At 65.2% G+C, this 16,086-nt stretch carries 14 protein-coding genes, 1 tRNA gene and 2 pseudogenes; 11 read left to right on the top strand and 6 right to left on the bottom strand.

Annotation, left to right across the window (positions count from 1 at the left end; translation table 11 throughout):
• Positions 1 to 54 precede the first annotated feature (54 nt).
• The 5 genes from G6N48_RS13390 to G6N48_RS13375 all read left to right on the top strand — a co-directional run bounded on the left by G6N48_RS13390 (position 55) and on the right by G6N48_RS13375 (position 2,934).
• Positions 55 to 705: an HD domain-containing protein gene (locus G6N48_RS13390; protein WP_085267732.1), complete on the top strand. Its 651-nt coding sequence runs from the start codon at positions 55 to 57 to the stop codon at positions 703 to 705.
• Positions 706 to 742: 37 nt separating this feature from the next.
• Positions 743 to 871: a hypothetical protein gene (locus tag G6N48_RS28660; RefSeq protein ID WP_264049922.1), complete on the top strand. Its 129-nt coding sequence runs from the start codon at positions 743 to 745 to the stop codon at positions 869 to 871.
• 69 nt (positions 872 to 940) lie between these two features.
• The gene (locus tag G6N48_RS28920) at positions 941 to 1,483 is read left to right on the top strand and encodes a cupin domain-containing protein (protein ID WP_372511267.1); all 543 of its coding nucleotides are present in this window, start codon (positions 941 to 943) and stop codon (positions 1,481 to 1,483) included.
• Between the two features lie 66 nt (positions 1,484 to 1,549).
• A tRNA-Met gene (locus tag G6N48_RS13380) sits at positions 1,550 to 1,626 on the top strand.
• Positions 1,627 to 1,878: 252 nt separating this feature from the next.
• Positions 1,879 to 2,934 carry an Lrp/AsnC family transcriptional regulator gene (locus G6N48_RS13375; protein ID WP_197745590.1) on the top strand — a complete coding sequence of 352 codons (1,056 nt, stop codon included), beginning with the start codon at positions 1,879 to 1,881 and terminating at the stop codon, positions 2,932 to 2,934.
• A gap of 100 nt (positions 2,935 to 3,034) precedes the next feature.
• On the opposite strand, the gene G6N48_RS13370 is transcribed toward G6N48_RS13375, so the two are convergent.
• A complete protein-coding gene (locus G6N48_RS13370; protein ID WP_085267733.1) occupies positions 3,035 to 4,480 on the bottom strand; it encodes a CoA transferase in 1,446 nt (481 codons plus the stop codon).
• A gap of 569 nt (positions 4,481 to 5,049) precedes the next feature.
• On the opposite strand from G6N48_RS13370, the gene G6N48_RS13365 reads away from it, so the two are divergent.
• The 3 genes from G6N48_RS13365 to G6N48_RS13355 all read left to right on the top strand — a co-directional run bounded on the left by G6N48_RS13365 (position 5,050) and on the right by G6N48_RS13355 (position 6,688).
• Positions 5,050 to 5,421 (top strand): ArsR/SmtB family transcription factor, encoded by a 372-nt coding sequence (locus G6N48_RS13365; RefSeq protein WP_139825629.1) that lies wholly within the window; start codon positions 5,050 to 5,052, stop codon positions 5,419 to 5,421.
• The gene (locus G6N48_RS13360) at positions 5,418 to 6,113 is read left to right on the top strand and encodes a cation transporter (RefSeq protein WP_085267734.1); all 696 of its coding nucleotides are present in this window, start codon (positions 5,418 to 5,420) and stop codon (positions 6,111 to 6,113) included. The genes G6N48_RS13365 and G6N48_RS13360 overlap by 4 nt, the downstream gene beginning before the upstream one ends.
• Positions 6,114 to 6,337: 224 nt before the next feature.
• On the top strand, positions 6,338 to 6,688 hold the full coding sequence (locus G6N48_RS13355; protein WP_085267735.1) for a hypothetical protein: 351 nt from the start codon (positions 6,338 to 6,340) through the stop codon (positions 6,686 to 6,688).
• Here the strand turns inward: G6N48_RS13355 and G6N48_RS13350 are convergent.
• Positions 6,685 to 7,007, bottom strand: a pseudogene (locus G6N48_RS13350) (winged helix-turn-helix transcriptional regulator); the annotation flags it as partial. The gene G6N48_RS13355 and the pseudogene G6N48_RS13350 sit on opposite strands and share 4 nt — an antisense overlap.
• Between G6N48_RS13350 and G6N48_RS28260 the strand changes: the two are divergent.
• Complete coding sequence (locus tag G6N48_RS28260; protein ID WP_269475423.1) at positions 6,942 to 7,205, top strand: hypothetical protein; 264 nt, start codon at positions 6,942 to 6,944, stop codon at positions 7,203 to 7,205. The pseudogene G6N48_RS13350 and the gene G6N48_RS28260 sit on opposite strands and share 66 nt — an antisense overlap.
• 185 nt (positions 7,206 to 7,390) lie before the next feature.
• Here the strand turns inward: G6N48_RS28260 and G6N48_RS13340 are convergent, their stop codons facing one another.
• The gene (locus G6N48_RS13340; RefSeq protein ID WP_139825630.1) at positions 7,391 to 7,966 is read right to left on the bottom strand and encodes a hypothetical protein; all 576 of its coding nucleotides are present in this window, start codon (positions 7,964 to 7,966) and stop codon (positions 7,391 to 7,393) included.
• A 1,904-nt stretch (positions 7,967 to 9,870) separates the two neighbouring features.
• Here G6N48_RS13340 and G6N48_RS28795 point away from each other — a divergent pair.
• Positions 9,871 to 10,233 (top strand): annotated as a pseudogene (locus tag G6N48_RS28795) (serine/threonine-protein kinase); the annotation flags it as partial.
• 40 nt (positions 10,234 to 10,273) lie between these two features.
• Positions 10,274 to 11,920 (top strand): CHASE2 domain-containing protein, encoded by a 1,647-nt coding sequence (locus tag G6N48_RS13330; protein WP_161494173.1) that lies wholly within the window; start codon positions 10,274 to 10,276, stop codon positions 11,918 to 11,920.
• 57 nt (positions 11,921 to 11,977) lie between these two features.
• Here the strand turns inward: G6N48_RS13330 and G6N48_RS13325 are convergent, their stop codons facing one another.
• From G6N48_RS13325 to G6N48_RS13315, 3 genes are read right to left on the bottom strand one after another with little or no spacing between them, the layout of a single operon-like run.
• Complete coding sequence (locus G6N48_RS13325; RefSeq protein WP_085267738.1) at positions 11,978 to 12,595, bottom strand: TetR/AcrR family transcriptional regulator; 618 nt, start codon at positions 12,593 to 12,595, stop codon at positions 11,978 to 11,980.
• Positions 12,592 to 15,504, bottom strand: coding sequence for an MMPL/RND family transporter (locus G6N48_RS13320; protein ID WP_085267739.1), 2,913 nt, complete (start codon positions 15,502 to 15,504; stop codon positions 12,592 to 12,594). The genes G6N48_RS13325 and G6N48_RS13320 overlap by 4 nt, the downstream gene beginning before the upstream one ends.
• Positions 15,501 to 15,935: an MmpS family transport accessory protein gene (locus G6N48_RS13315; RefSeq protein WP_139825632.1), complete on the bottom strand. Its 435-nt coding sequence runs from the start codon at positions 15,933 to 15,935 to the stop codon at positions 15,501 to 15,503. Before G6N48_RS13315 ends, G6N48_RS13320 begins: the two co-directional genes overlap by 4 nt.
• Between the last annotated feature and the right edge of the window lie 151 nt (positions 15,936 to 16,086).

Below are 16,086 nucleotides of genomic sequence, written 5' to 3'. Positions count from 1 at the left end.
ATGCGGCCCGGGGGCGCAGACTGATTGCGACGGTCACCCCGAAGGAGACGAGATATGAGCACCCATTCGGTCGACACCATCGCCGGCATCCCCATACCCGACACCGACCTGGTTCGCGAGGTCACCGAGTTCATCCGCGACGCCGAGGACGACCTGCTGTTCGACCACTCGCGCCGGGTCTTTTTATTCGGCGCGCTGCAGGCGCGGCGCCGCGGACTGCAGCCGGACCCGGAGCTGCTCTACGCCGGCGCGATGTTCCACGACCTGGGTCTCACCGAGCGCTACCGCGGCTCCACCCTGCGCTTCGAGGTCGACGGCGCCAATGCGGCGCGCGAGTTCCTGCTGCAGCATGGCGTCGGGCAGGCCGACGCCGACAAGGTGTGGCTGAGCATCGCCCTGCACACCACACCCGGCGTGCCCGAATTCCTGGCGCCCGAGATCGCCTGCGTCACCGCGGGAGTGGAGACCGACGTGCTGGGCATCGGCCGCGACGACCTGCCCCCCGAAGCGCTGGCCGCGGTCACCGCCGCCCACCCGCGACCGGATTTCAAGCGGCGGATCCTGGCGGCGTTCAACGACGGGATGAAGCACCGGCCTGACAGCACCTTCGGCACGGTGAACGCCGATGTGCTGCAACACTTCGACCCCACGTTCGTCCGCGCCGACTTCGTCGACATCATCATGGGCAACACCTGGCCCGAATAGCGATGCCGCTGAACCGTTCCGGCCCGGAGCGCGTGCCGTGGGTTCCCCGCCGCCGACCGCCCGCGAGGTGGCGCCCTTCGTGCGGCCGCGGGCTTACGGCTACCGGCTGGCGACGCTGGACGGAAACGCTGCGGACAGCATCGCCCTGCCCATGCTCTCCGAGTGACACGGCGCGAAAAAGGGCGCGTGGCTGTGCCAGCCGAAAGCGGTATGACAAGTCCGGGAGATGCGTCACGTGGCCGGTGCGGGTGAAATCGGGGTCACGGTCGTGCAGCCGGGCGAAATCGGTTTCCGCTCCGATGACAGCGAAGTGGTCCTCGGTCCGGGTGGTCACATCACCAAATCTCGCGGGCAAATGCACGCGATGTGGAACGCCGGCAACCAATCCGGCCGCATCATCGAGATCATCACCCCCGGCGGATTCGAGAACTACTTCCGCGAGCTCGGTGAGCTTCTCGGCGAGCACGCGGATGACCCGGTCGGCGAGGTCCTGCACGAGCGGATACCGCACAGCCGGAGGGCCCTGGCGGCCGCGGAGTGGACACGGCTCAGTGAGCGGGGCGCGTTCGCCGAGCTGCACCGACGACGTGGGCCGGCTGCGCGCCGCCCTGGACGACGGCAGCGCGGCGATGGCCGTCGGACAGGCCGAATGGGTGGCCCGCCACCACGGGGTCCACGGCACACCGGCCTGGCTTGTCGAGGGTCAATTGATCGTGGGCCTGCAGCCCCTGGGGACTTCGTACGCCTCGGCGAATCGACCGCGCGCGTCCGCCGCTGAAAAAGGCGCTGGTCAAGAGCCGATTTGGCCGTCACGATGCGGGTTCGGTAACCTGTCATTTACCAACGCGGGGTGGAGCAGCTCGGTAGCTCGCTGGGCTCATAACCCAGAGGTCGCAGGTTCGAATCCTGTCCCCGCTACCAGTGTCGTGTCTCGGGACATCGTTGACGGGTGTCCCGAGACATGGTTTACACCTCTAGCCTGTTTTCGGGGCTGTTTCCGCTTTTGACGCCGCGTGGTTGGTAGTTGCGGGTGGGGTCTAGGACGAGTTCGCGGATCAGTGTTCCGGTGTTCCAGCCGATCGGTTTAGGCCAGCGATAGTACTGAGATCCGCGGTCGGAATGATGAATCAACTCAGATAGCTCCGAGTCCGCCGGCGAGCGACAATTGTCGCTGTGGGCGATGGTGTAGACGAGCTGGATATTGCCTTGCTTGATGCGTTACATGTCAATCCGCAGGCCAGCTTCGAGGAACTCGGCCGTGTGCTCGATGTGTCGCCGGTGACGGCGGCGCGGCGCTGGCATCGCCTCGTATCCGCCGGGCGGGCATGGGTGTCCTCGGCTCCTGGTCCCCGCTTGCCGATGAAGGCGGCGCTGTTCGAGGCTGAGTGCCGGCCCGGCGTCGCGCAGAAGGTGGCTGCTCAGTTCGCAACGTGGCCACAGGTTTTCAGCGTCAACATCACCACGGGGCGAGACAACGTATTTGCGTTGGTCGTGGCCGCCGATCAATCACTGCTCTGCGAGCTGCTGTTGGATGCGCTTCCCGCAGTCGAGGGAGTACATCGCGTGCAGTCGGCGCTGATCAGCCAGTTGTTTAGCGGTACCCGCTGGCGGCTAGGGGGTCTCAGTTCTGGCCAGGTGCGCGCAGTGACACCCGAGCCGGCCAAAGCCGGACACGGACACGCGTTTGACGAATTCGATCGCGCGCTGTTCCTGGCGTTACAACACGACGGGCGGCTTAGCGTGCGGAATCTGGCCGGGGTGGTCGGCCGGTCAGAGCCCGCTGTGCGTCGCCGGGTGGATCTTTTGAACCGGACCGGATTCTTGGCGTCGCGCACTGATTTCGCGCGGGTAGAAGCCGGCTGGCTCACGGGCGTGGCGCTCAAGCTACAGGTCCGCGAGGCCGCTGTCGCCGCCGTAGGGCATGCACTGGTGCAATACAGCGAGACTCGGTTTTGCGTGGCGATCGTGGGCGGTGGGGCGGCTAACGTTTTCGTCACAATGCAGCTGCACAAGTTGTCGGACCTCGACCCGGTGATCCGACGGCTGTTGGCCGAATATCCCAGCGTGACAGTGGTCGACACGCGCGCGGTGCTGCGGTCAATCAAGTCCTGGGGACGGTTGCTGGGACCCGACGGCCGCGCCAGGGAGGTGGTGCCCGTCGACCCCTGGGCACCTGCCGGCTCGGAGTCGCAGCGCGGGGGAACCGTAACGGCGTACTGCCTGACGTGACGGTCTTTTGGTGTAGAGCACCGGCACGGATGCGCCATCGGCGGTGGCTCGAGGCCCGTGTTGTGTTGAGCTGGCCGTGGCGCCCGGTGTCGGTGATCCCTCAGCTCGTCCATTGGGGTTGGCTGGATCCGCGGGGGACCAGCAGGGGGTCGGGCCAGCGCGGGGGGGTATGGCTGAAGGTGACGGGCGGGGCGAGCATGTGGACGTGGCCCATTGGGGTTTCGGCGTCGTAGGGCATCGGTTCTGCGATGGTGTGCTGTTCGTCGCAGCCGGCATCGGCGGGGTCGACCAGGCCCAGCGTTTGATACCACATCGCGGTGCGGGTGAGGCTGACGGTGACATGCCAGCTGCCGCCTTCGGTTTGTTGCTTGATCAGCCCGGCCGCGGCGCCCAGGGCGCCCATGTAGCCGGTGATGAAGTCGTTGATCAGGCCGGTGGGCGGCAGTTTGGGGGTGTCGGGGCCGCCTTCGAGGACCATCAGCCCCGAGGCCGCCGAGCCGTTCATGTCGAAGCCGCCGCGGCCGGCCCACGGTCCGCTTGATCCGTAGCAGGTGACCGAGACGTGCACCAGGCCGGGTTGGGTGCGGGCCAGCTCGCTCGGGTCGATGCCGAGTTTCTCAAGTTTGAGGCCGCGATGGTTGTTGACCACGACGTGGGCGTCGTCCAGCAGCCGGTCAACGTTGGCGCGGCCGGTGTCTTTGGTCAAATCCAGCCAGGTGCTGCGGGATCCGATGTTGGCTTCGAAGTAGACCCAGTCGTGTTCGAAATCGTTGGGGCGGGTCGCGCCCAGCACCTCGGCACCCTGCTCGGCCAGCACGCGTCCCACTGTGGGCCCGGCCACCGCATGCGTGAACGAGAGCACCCGCACCCCTCCGAACGGCCGGTCCGAGCGGCCCAGCTCACGCGGGGCGCCGTCACCGATGCGGGTCAGGCCGATGACGGGCTGACTGGCCAACAGCGCCCCCTGCGGGTGGGCCAGCCACTCCCGCGGGCTGCGCGCCACACACGCCGGCAGCCCGGCGGCGTTGGCGGCCTCCTCGAGTTCGAAAGCGTCCCAGCGGGCAAACGCCTCGGCGGCTTTGGCGAAGTCGGGTGGGATGTCCAAGAAACGGCACCATCGGACTGACTGATGCGGATATACCGCTGAGGCCATCACGGTGCGACCGTCGCGGGTGCGGTAGGGAATTAACGCAAACGGGTTGTCCAGCACCAACGCGATCGAGGGAAACTCGCCGTTGAGGGTGGGTTCCCAGGCGAAGCTGGGGTTGATGTGGTGCACCACCTGACACAAATCCAGATGCAGATCCTGGCCCGGACCTCCCCGTAGACGGTGCATCGCCGCCGCCGCCACCGCATTGCCCATCATCGGGATCCCGATGGCCGCACCCAGTCGGTGCCGAGCCGCAATCATCGGGTCCTGACCGGCGAACGTCACCCGGCCCCCCGCGTCGGCAACGGATAGCCCTATATCGGCAAGCAGGTGCTCAAGAGCATCCGTCGGATCGAACGCTGTCAGTGCCGGCGACAACGCGGTGGTGTCAGTCATGGACGAACTTCCTTTCAGACACGAAATCGATATGGCATCGGTATCGGTGTGTGGGCCGAAGACGTCGCGGCGACGCAGTCGGTTTCTGCTAGCTCCGCTCTTCGTAGACGCCAGCGTGAAGCCAGCGCTTGCCCCGGGGCCCGCATTGATGGAAAGTGCTCGAAATCCACTTTCCGATGATGGAATTAGTCGGTCTGGCGATCGCACGGCTCAACAAGGCAGAGGGTGCGGCGCTAAAGCGCGCGGCTCCTGATCGGCCATACGGCCGGCTTCGTCGGCGCAAGGGTCTGCTGCAATTCTGCGTCGAGTAGTTGACGGGAGGCGGGGTTAGAACCCGCTCGACATTTTCTAGATCCTCCCAGCGGTCTTGGATGTCGCTGTCGATGTCAAGGTGTGCGATGACCCGTGCGAGTCAGAATCCATCGAGAGACATGTTGGAAGACAATCAAAGTCATCCAATGTTCGCGATTGGGGACCAAGTTGTTTCTCCAGTGCGGATCGGCGTCTTGGTTTCGAGTCCAGATTTGCCCAGCCTTTGAGCTTTCGACCGTTGGGGATATCATCGCCCGATGGCGATGAATGTTACGGATGCGGAGTGCGAGCGGTTGGAGTTGGCGCCGGCGGCGGCATTGTTCCGTTCGCTGGGGGATCAGTCCCGGCTGGCGATTTTGCGGCGGTTAGCTGAGGGGCCGGCTCGGGTGACCGATCTGGTGGCGGCGTTGGGGTTGGCGCAGTCCACGGTGTCCAAACACCTTGCCTGTCTTCGGGGTTGCGGACTCGTCGACTGCGAGACGGTCGGCCGCGCGTCGGTATTCCGCGTAACCCAGCCGTCGTTGATCGAAGTTTTGACAGCGGCGGAGAAAGTGTTGGCCGCGACGGGCAGTGCTGTGGCGCTGTGTCCTAACTATGGCGTCACCAACTGCGCTCGGGAGCTGTCGTGAGTTCGGCCGGCTCCGCGTCCGACCCGATAGACGTCCGCGAGACCCATTGCGGTGACTCGGCCTGTTGCAACCCGGCGACACCCGTCGAGCCTGACCACGGCTGGCACGAGGCGGCACGGCGGGCCCGCTTGTTGTCATGGATTTCGCTGGGTTACATGGCCGCCGAAGGGCTGGTCGGCGTCATTGCGGCCTTCGCGGCGGGCTCGGTGGCTCTGTTGGGATTCGGGCTGGATTCGGCAATCGAAGGCTTGGCCAGTGTGATCGTCATCTGGCGGTTCACCGGCACCCGGACCGTGTCACCGACTGTTGAGGAGCGCGCCCAAAAAGCCGTGGCCGTCACATTTTTCCTGCTCGCCCCTTTCATCGCCCACGACGCGGTCATCACGCTGATCAACCGAGACCGGCCGCGCAGCAGCTGGCTGGGCATCGGTCTGGCGATTACGAGCCTGATCGTGATGCCGCTCCTGGGCGCGGCGAAGAAACGCTTGGGCAGCCGGCTGGGCTCGGCGGCCACCAGCGGTGAGGGCGCCCAGAATCTGTTGTGCGCCTACCTCGCTCTGGCCGTGCTGGCGGGATTGTCAGTCAACATGATGTGGGGATGGTGGTGGCTGGACCCCGTCGTCGCCTTGGGCATCGTCGCCTTAGCGGTCTGGGAGGGCACTAAGTCCTGGCGTGGCGATGGATGCTGCTGAGCGGCCGATATCTAGTCGCTGCCGAGCGCGGCATATTCAACGCCACGCGCGCGGCTCGACCCGAGGCTATGTCGTCGCGACCTGCATAACGCGCACTACTGATCGCCGTTGCGCTCGAGGCCGGGTTGGGAGCCGGGCGTAAAACGCGGGCCCGGGTGGCGCCATGCTGCCTAACCGCTGGCTCGACGCCGGTCTGTGGCCCTCAGCGGGCTAGCCTGGCGATCATGTCCAACAGCTTCTTCAACAACCCCGCCACACGCGCCTTCAACAGGCTGGTCGTCGGCATGACCCACGTCCCCGTTCTCGGCGGAATCGTCGGCCGCAACCTGGTCGAGATCCGCTACACCGGTCGCAAATCCGGGCGTACCTTCCAGACTCCGGTGAACTACAGACTGTCCGGTGATCAGGTCACCATCCGCGTGATGGGGCCGGACTCGAAGAGCTGGTGGCGCAACTTCCTCGGCGACGGCGGATCCATCACGCTACTCGACTTCCGCGGCACCGACCGCAGCGGGCACGCGGTCGCCACCCGTGATGACAAAGGCAGGGTCACGGTCCGAGTCCAGCTGGACTAGCTTCGCCGAACCCGATAATTGCGACCACTCAGGAGGCCTCCTCCGCACCCCACCGGCCCCGCGGCCAGCCGGTTGCCGTCGTATGTTGCGCGGTTAGCGAGTACGTCGTCCATGTGCATCTCAGCCCAGGACTTGAGGCCGCGCAACGTTTGGCGCACAGGCCGAGGTCGGTCAGCTCGTAGCAGACGGTAACGGGCACCGTCGGCGTTGCAGTGCGGGTGATGAGACCGTCGCGCTCCAGCGAGCGCAGCGTTTGTTTGAGCATCTTGGGGCTGACGCCGGCGATCAGACGGGACAATTCCGAGTAACGCATCGAGCGGCGCTGAACATCCTGCTAATCGCCGGCACCTCATCGACGGCGCATCTGCGCGAAAACGTAGCCGGCGCAGGACTCTCGCTGTCCGACGAAGATCTCGCCGCACTCGACAAGATCGGCGACGGTGTCGTCACCGAACTCGGCGGCGATCGGCAGGAGCTGCGATCGTCCAGCGCGGTACGTCATTGCCCAGCCCAGTAGCCCGTAACCCGAGACTCGGTATCGAAGTCATCAAACGAAGGGTGCGCAGTTTGAGGGCGCTCGCCGTCGCCCCACACCGCTGGCCGGAACGCTGCGCAAAGCCTTCTACGGCAATACGGCAGATACGCCCGCGTCGTCACTCGCCCGAATAAGTTAGCGCGGGAGGGGTGCTGGGGGACACCCAGTCACGGCCACACGGATTGAAGTTCAAATCCGATTGATACAGACAGCAGGACAATGGCCAGCAGTTGTAGTCGCAAACTCCACGTGAGCCGGCCAGCCATTGTGTTATTGCCGACCCGTAGGCTGCAAATCATATTCACTTTCTGACTGACATCCGCGCGCGTTGCTCCGTCAGTGGGCATGTTCCACATCTCGTCTGCGACCAGAGCTTTCAGGCTGTCATCGCGAACTACCAGGTAATCGAAACCGCGAGTCTGAACCCAAATCGCCACGCCGGCGGCGCCAACGAAGGAGGCCAAGGCCGCAACAAGGAATCCAAGGGCCCACTGACTCTTGAACGTCGGATCTTTGCCAGTGACCAGCACCGTTAAGCCAAAGATTAACGTGAGCAGCGATGCGCTAGACGTCAATAGAGCCCCTGCGCGGCCCTCCAGCGCTTTTCGCCGATCGAATTCGACTTGCACGAGGTCAGCAGCCATTGATCGCCAGACTCTGGCGGCGGGCGACACGGTCGGTTCGTTAGCCACCTTCCGCGCCTGTTGCTTCGCCTTGAGGTTGCTGAACAATGCGGCGGTCATCTTTGTGACCCTGTTCGCCGCGAACACTGTCGTAGTTGAAGGGGTCGATCCATGGGGTTGAGGTAACCGTCGCAGGTGATCCTTGGGGATTCTCTGCAAGCTGTGGGTGCGCGCCCGGCTGAGGAGGGGTCGGTCTCGCGCCTGGCGGGTTCGCGCCTCCTGGGGTGGCCGCGACTGGTGCGCTTGCGCCTGGCGGCCCGTCGACAGGATGAGGAGGACCAGCTGCTGCGCCTTTTTCGTCTGTCATTTTTCCCTTACGACTTTCACATTTGCAGTCAGCGTCGCATACCCGGCCAAAGATCGTGGGATAACACCGCACGCCAGCCAACGCATCCCCGGTCGACCGCAAAAATGCGTCCAGCGCGACGGACTCATCCCGGTGCGGGCGATTGTGTCGACGAGTCTGGCTGCACTCCTTTGAGCACTTGAAGTTCAGCCCAGACCTCCATCTCGTATATCGCAAACTCCAAACAAACAACTGCTTGCTGAACGCCACGCCGCTGGGCGGACTCTAGAGTGGCCTGCTTGTCAGATCTCGGCGTTCCGAAATCCATACCGACCGGTTCATAAGCAACGTCACGAAACCTTTTGAGTGTCGGACTGCCCTCACCCACCGTGTACCGAATGGCACTTTCTGACCGCACCCGCCAACGAGCGAGGTCGGCCAGATTCAGGTCGGTGGCAGCGTCAATTTGCCTTTGAAGAAGCTCAACATACGGATTTTGCCCCATCCTGAGAGCATGGCAGATCTCCTCAGGGATCAGCGGTGGTCTTGCTCGCTCCTCGGCGGTCAGGTGTTCAGTTCGACGGTGTCGTCACCGAACTCGGCGACAATGCGCGGCTTCCCGCCTGGGGCGGCGAGTGAGGCCGGCGCCTTGCGGACTCGGCCGGGCGGTGCTGAGGACCAATTTTCCGCCGGCCGCGAATACTCCCGAAAAGAGACGCCATCGCCAACCGATTGAGTGCCCACAGCTCGCGGACGCCCACGGTGCCCAGTCGAGGGGCGAACCATCTCCGCCCGCACCGGGAATGCGTTTCATCTGCTGAAAGGCCCCGTCGCGGCGCCGCCAACGACGGCTGCCAGCAAACGACACCCGCTCGGTGATCATGTTGGCTATATTCCCCTTGACCCCGGCTCGGCGGAAGGGTGGACCATGGCACCTACTCGACGCCCGACGATCAAAAGGTTGTCAGCCACTGTGGTGGCGGCGCTGGGCATCGCCGGATCTCTGGCCGCGTGTGGCGGCGGCACCAATTCGTCCAGCGGGACCCCGGCCGCCACGTCGAGCAGCACAAGCCAGGCTTCCGCATCGCTGCCCACGATTTCGAGCGCGTCCGCCCCCACGGCGCTGGCATCCGGCGGCGTCGGCGAACTGCGGCCCGGCTGCGGCACCTACTGCCAGAACGCGGGCGGCTACGGGGCGCCCGGTGAACACGGGGTGGAAGCGGTCACGATCGTTTCCCGCGGAACGGTCACCTTGGACCCCGACGGCTTCCTGCCCCTGACGCTGACCTGCAACCTCCCCGTGCAATGCACAGGCGCCATCCTGGTGTGCACGGGCGACGGATCGAAGCTCAGCACGATGGCCATGGGCTGTGGTCGCGCCGAGGAGATGCTCGACGGCGGCGCAACCCAGACGGTCGGCGTCCCCCTGCCCACTCCGGCGCTCGGCTTCCTGCAATCCCGCGGACTCGCCGCCGCGAGCGTGACCGTCGACAACAGAGGGGTGCCCGACTGCCAGCAGATCCCGCAACTGGCGGCGCAGTGCGCCAAGACCGTCGAGGCACTGCCGGCCGACCACCCCCGCGGTGACGGCATCATCCGGGGAATTGGCGGCCGCCTGACGCTGGCGCCGGCGGCGTCGGGCGCGGACTCACCGGGCTCCGAGGCCGCCAGCCTCGGGCAGCTGCAGCAGGCCGCGGCCGCCGACCGTGGATATGTCGCGGCTCAACTCGCCGACCATTGGGTACCGCAGCTGAGTTCGAAACGCCCCGGGGTCGTCGACGACGGTTTCACCTGGGACAACACGCTGACCTGGCAGGAATTTGAGCGGCTGCGCCAGCGCTATGGCGGCAAGCTGCTGTGGTCGGGCGATTGGTCGACGTTCGAGGCCACCGATTTCTGGGTCACCGTTGCGCCGATCACCTTCGATGACGCCCGCGGGGCCCTGCAGTGGTGCAGCATGCAAGGTTTCGACGCCGACCACTGCGCCGCAACGCTGGTCAGCGCGACCCACCCGGTCGCGGGAAGTTTCGCGCACAACTGATGCCCGGGCAGCGGAGGTCGGCGAGGCGCCAGGGGGTGGGGTGAGGCTGTCGAAGTCCTGGTTCACCCGTCGGGGCATCCTGTCCGCGGCCGTCGGCGTTCTCGCGGCGGTCCTGGCGCTGGTTTTCTATGGGGCCGGTGTCCTGGACTTTCTCGAGCGACAAAGCGTCGACCAGAGATTTTCGTGGCGCGGCCCCCAGTCGCCCGGCACCGACATCGTGATCGTGGGGATCGACCAGAAGACTCTGCAGGCGCTGGGCACCCGGCCGCCGCTGCCTCGCGCCGACTACGCCAAGGTGCTCGACGCGATCCGCGCCGCCGGGCCGCGGGTGATCGGCGTCGACACGCAATTCATCGGACGTTCCGACCCGGCCGACGACCGGGCCCTGCTGGATGCGGTCGCCCGCGACGGACCGATTTTGCTTGCGACCCATGATGGTTCCGACGGACCGATCACCGTGCCGGCGGATGTCGCCGGCGCCGCCGGGGCGGTGCCGGCCAGCGCGGCCATCGAGAAGGACCCCGACGGCGTGCTGCGCAGGATGCTGTATGCCCCGATGAGCGTCCCGACGCTGGCGGTGGGCGCCGCGGAGCTGTTTCTGAAGCGGCCCATGAATGCCGCCGACTTTCCGGCCAATCACGCACTGATCGACTTCCGCGGTCCTCCGGGCACGTTCCCGCGCTATTCGTTCGTCGACGTGATGGCCGGCGCCGTGCCGCCCGGCGCGTTCGCCGGCAAGGCCGTCCTCGTCGGGGTCACCGATCCCGTCGGTGAGGATCTGTTCGTGACGTCGGCGTCGCCGGTGCCCATGCCGGGGGTCGAGGTGCACGCCAACGCCCTGTGGACCGCGCTGGCCGGCGTGCCGCTGAAGTCGGCGAACACAGTTGTCGACCTCGCCGTCGTGGTTGCCCTCAGCGCGATCACGGCGTTGGTCGGCGCGCGCCGGTCGGGCCTGTTCACGCTGGGCTCATCCGTCGGCTTGTTGTTCGCGTTCGTGGCCGGTGTGCAGGTCGCGTTCGACGCCGGCTGGGTGGTCACCGTCGCCTACCCGCTGCTCGGTCTTGCCGTCGCGACGGCGGGGATGATCGGCGTCGACGCGTACGTCGAACGAAGGCAGCGCGCGGCGCTCGAACGCGACCTGGGGGAGTTGTTGCCGCCGCTGAAACCGCCGGCGTTCTTCATCAGCTACCGGCGCAGCCAGAACACGACGCAAGCCCAGGCCCTGCGGCAAGAACTCACCCGGCGTTACGGAGCCGCCAGCGTCTTCATGGACACGTCGTCGATCGACTACGGCGAATCGTTTCCCGACCGGATCGTCAGCGCGATCCGGGGATGCAGTGTGATGCTGGTGCTGATCGGACCGCACTGGCTGGAGCGGGTGAACGGAAACCGGCGCATAGACCAGCCGGACGACTGGGTGCGTCGCGAGCTCGAGGCCGGCCTGCAGCGTCGAGAGGCGGTCATCGTGCCCATGCTGCTGGACGGCGCGTGCGTCCCCGATGGCGCCGAGCTGCCCGAAACCGTCAAGAGGTTGGCGCAGTTGCACGCGTTCGCCGCCAGTGGTGGCGACTTTCGCGCTGACGTCGACAAGCTGATGCGCTCGGTCGACCGCGGCCGGCGCCGAGCGGCGCACGCAGACGGCGCGGTGCCGGCGGCCACGCCCGGCCCTGCTGCCTCGGCTGATTAGCCGGCCCGGGGTCCGGGTTCGCGATCACCTTGTCGCACTGCTTGATTGAGCGGCCATTCATTGCCCGAGCGGCGCACGAACCGCAGGCAACACCAGCGTGTCGATGACCCGGCGTATGAAGGCGGCGTCGATGGCGTCGCCGCTGACGATGCGGATGAGTCCCATGCCGGTGATCACGTCGGCGACGAGCGCAACGTCGACACCGGCATGGATCTCGCCGCGTTCGACAGCCCGCTGCAAGATCGTGGTCATCACGCGGCGGCCGCGGAACAGAATCAAATCGTCGAGCGCGCAAGCTAATTCGCGGTCGTGGACCGCCTGTAGCGCCACCCGCAAGATCAAGTCGTTGGAAACGAGGTCGTCGTCGTTGCGCTGTGCGCGGGCCACCACCGCATCGAGATCGCTCGCCAACGCACCGGTATCGGGAGCGTCGTCGCTGAGCAGATCGGGCCGCCAGTACACCAGCGCGTCGGTGATCAGCGCCACCTTCGACGACCACCGGCGGTAGATGAGGGCCTTGCCGACGCCCGCGCGTGCGGCGATGTCGTTCATGTTGGTGGCGTCGTAACCGTGCTCGGCCAGTGCGGCCAATGCGGCATCCAGGATCGCAGGGTCGCGTGAGCGGTCCAACCGCCCGTCGGTGCGTTGCCGCAGTCTGGATTCCGGCCCGGTCACACGGTCTGGTTTCGGGAGGTCTGGACCTGCGGGAGGGGTGCCGTGGTGGCCTCGGGCTCGACCGGACCGCCACTTGTTCGACCGGCGATCCGGTCGACGATCTGGTAGACGTTGAGCGGCCACCAGAACCAGCGCCCCAGTGCGGCCGCGATGGACGGCGTCATGAACGATCGCACGATCAAAGTGTCCACCAACAAGCCTATGCCGATGGTCGTACCCAGCTGGCCGACCACTCTCAAGTCCGACACGATCATCGACATCATGGTAAACGCGAAGACGAGCCCCGCCGCGGTGACAACGCGCCCGGTGGCACCCATCCCGCGGATGATGCCGGTATTGAGCCCGGCGTGGATCTCTTCGCGAAGCCGCGACACCACCAGCAGGTTGTAGTCCGACCCGACCGCCAGCAGGATGACGATCGATAGCGGGATCACGATCCACTGCACGCCGAGTCCAAGGATGTCCTGCCACAGCAGCACGGACAAGCCGCACGCGGTGCCCAGTGATGCGGCGACGGTGCCGACGATCACCAAGGCGGCGACCACGCTTCGCGTGATGAGCAGCATGATGGCAAAAATCAAGATCATCGACGCGATGCACGCGATCATGAGGTCGACCGTGACGCCGTTCTGCATGTCGGCATACAGCGAGGCGGTTCCCGCGAGCGACACCTTCGCATTCTCGAGGGGGGTGCCCTTGACGGCCTCGGCGACGGTGTCCCGGATACCGGTGACGTGCTTAATGCCCTCGACCGAGGCCGGGTCGCCCTGATGGGTGACGATGATGCGCACCGCCTTGCCGTCCGGCGAGACGAACATCTTCAGACCGCGGATGAAGTCGGGGTTTTTGAACACCTCTGGTGGCAGGTAGAACGAGTCGTCGTTCTTTGCCTCGTCGAAATAATTGCCCATCATCGTTGATCCCTCGGCCAGTTCTTGCTGATGGGCCTGAATACCAGACATCGTGCTGTGCGTGGAGAGCATGAAATCGCGCATGCGCTTCATCGAGTCGATGGTGGGCGGCAGCGTCGACAAGAGCTTGGGCATCAGCACGTCGAGTCGATCCAGGCTTCCCGTCAGCGTCTGGAATTGGTCGGCTAGCTTGTCGATGCCGTCGAGTGCGTCGAAAATCGATCGCAACGACCAGCAGATCGGAATGTCATAGCAGTGCTTTTCCCAGTAGAAGTAGCTGCGCAGCGGGCGAAAGAAGTCGTCGAAATTGGCGATCTGCTCCCGCAATTCGTTAGTGGTGTCCTGAATCTCGTGTGTCTGGCGGACCATGTCGTGCGTGACTGAGTCCAGTTGTTGCATGTACCCGTACATGCGTTCCATGGTCGCGATTGTTTTGCCCAACTCGTCGGCTTGCTCGAGCATCTGCGCGGTGTTGTCGTTCTGAATCTTGGCCGTCTGCAATGTGCCCGAATTCTGCATCGCGATCTGGAAGGGGATGGAGCTGTGTTCGATGGGCGCACCCAGCGGGCGGGTGATGGTCTGCACCCGTTCGATGCCGCGCAGGTGAAAGACGCTCTTGGCGACGCGGTCGATGACGAGCATGTCGGCGGGATCGCGCAAGTCGTGGTCGGCCTCGAGCATCAGCAGTTCGGGGTTCATGCGCGCCTGGGAGAAGTGGCGTTCAGCCTGCGCCATGGCGACATTGGCCGGCATGTCCGCGGGTGTGAACTTCTCGTCGTTGTACTGCGGCACATAGGACAACAGGCTGACGAAACCGATGACCGCAATCATCGACGTGGCGACGATGATCGGGACGGGCCAGCGCGTTACAGCGGTGCCCACCTTGCGCCAACCGCGAGTCGCGAGCGGCCGCTTGGGATCCATCAGACCGAATTTGGAGCTGACCACCAGGACAGCCGGCGCCAGAGTCAGCGCCGCCGCGACGATGACGATCAGTGAGATCGCGCATGGCAGCGCCATGCTCTGGAAGTACGGCAGCGTGGTGAACCGGAGGCACAGACAGGCGCCGGCAATTGTCAGGCCCGACCCGAGAATGACGTGGGAGACGCTGTGGTAGGCCGCGTAAAAGGCGTCCACCTCGTCGTCTCCGGCCGAGCGTGCCTCCTGATATCGGCCCACGAAGAAGATGACATAGTCGGTGCCCGCGGCGATCGACAACATGGTGACCATGCTCACCGCGTATGGCGTCAACCCGATGATGTTCAAGTTGCCCGCCGTTGCTGTAACGCCCTGTGCAGCAAAGAGTTCGACGCCCACGACGAGCAGAGCCAGGATGGTGGTGAGGATCGAGCGATAGACGACCAACAGCATGATCAGGATCACGCCGATCGACACCAGCGCCATGGTGGCCATGCTCTTGTGCCCGGCCACGCTCGTGTCCGCGTTGAGCACTGTGGTGCCGGCCACGTATGCCTGAACGCCCGGCGGGGGCGCAACCGAGGCGACGATGTCGCGAACGGCCTTCACCGATTCGTGGCTCGGGGTGGTGCCTTGGGCGCCGCGGAGGAACACCTGGACGTAGGCGGCCATGCCGTCGGCACTTTGCGAGCCCGCCGCGGTGAGCGGATCACTCCAGAAGTCCTGGACGTTCTCAACGTGCGACTTGTCGGCCACCAGCTTCGCGACGATCTGGTTGTAGTACTCGTGCGCGCTGTCACCCAGCTTGTCCTTGCCGACCAGCACAACCATCGCCGTCGAGTCGGAGTCGAACTGGTGGAACTTCGACCCGATGTGCATCATGCCCTGAAAGGCCTGGGAATCATGCGGCGCCAACGACACCGAGTGCTTGTCTCCGACGTCATCCAGCGACGGAGTCACCACGGAGAGCGCCACCGCGACGAGCACCCAGAAGACGATGATCGGCAGCGCAAAGATCCGCACCAGATGGGCGAAGCGCGCACGGTGCCTGTCCGGCGGCACGACAGGTGCACCGCTCATACGGACTTCACCAAGCAGTAGATGAACGGGTTGTAATCTCGCGTGCTGCGGTCGTCGCGTACCTGCCCATCCACGACGACGCGACAGCGCAAATCCGACCGACCCGAATCCGCCTGCGCGACAATGTTCGCCGACATCGATGGCAGCGTTGTGACGATCTCGAACGACCACGGCAACGCTGCCGCGTCGACGCGGTGCGGCTGACCGTTCTCGTCCAGATAGTCCAGGTTGACCGACCCCGCGGCGCCGGTCACCTCGTACACGATGTGCTTGGGATTGAAGGGCTTGGTCAACGCCGAATTCGCGTCGGCGTTGCTCGCCGTCTTGTGCGACCCGCTCGTGTCCCGGATACGGACCACCGCGTAGGCGCCGAGCGCCACCACCACGACCAACAGGAGTGGGATCCACGCCCTCTTCACCGATCGCAACACGCGCCCGTGCGCCCCTTCCCAGCAGCCCTCAACACGACACCCCAACCACGCGAACAGGACTCGACACCATCCCATCGAGATGGAACTCAAGTTCCGTCATGCGGTCATGACCTTACCGCATGAATGATGAGGTTGTCTAAACATGCGCGGA

This window comes from Mycobacterium parmense, assembly GCF_010730575.1.
GTDB classification, from domain to species: domain Bacteria; phylum Actinomycetota; class Actinomycetes; order Mycobacteriales; family Mycobacteriaceae; genus Mycobacterium; species Mycobacterium parmense.
The sequence above is the reverse complement of the archived record's forward strand: the minus strand, read 5'-3'. Positions and strand labels throughout refer to the sequence as shown.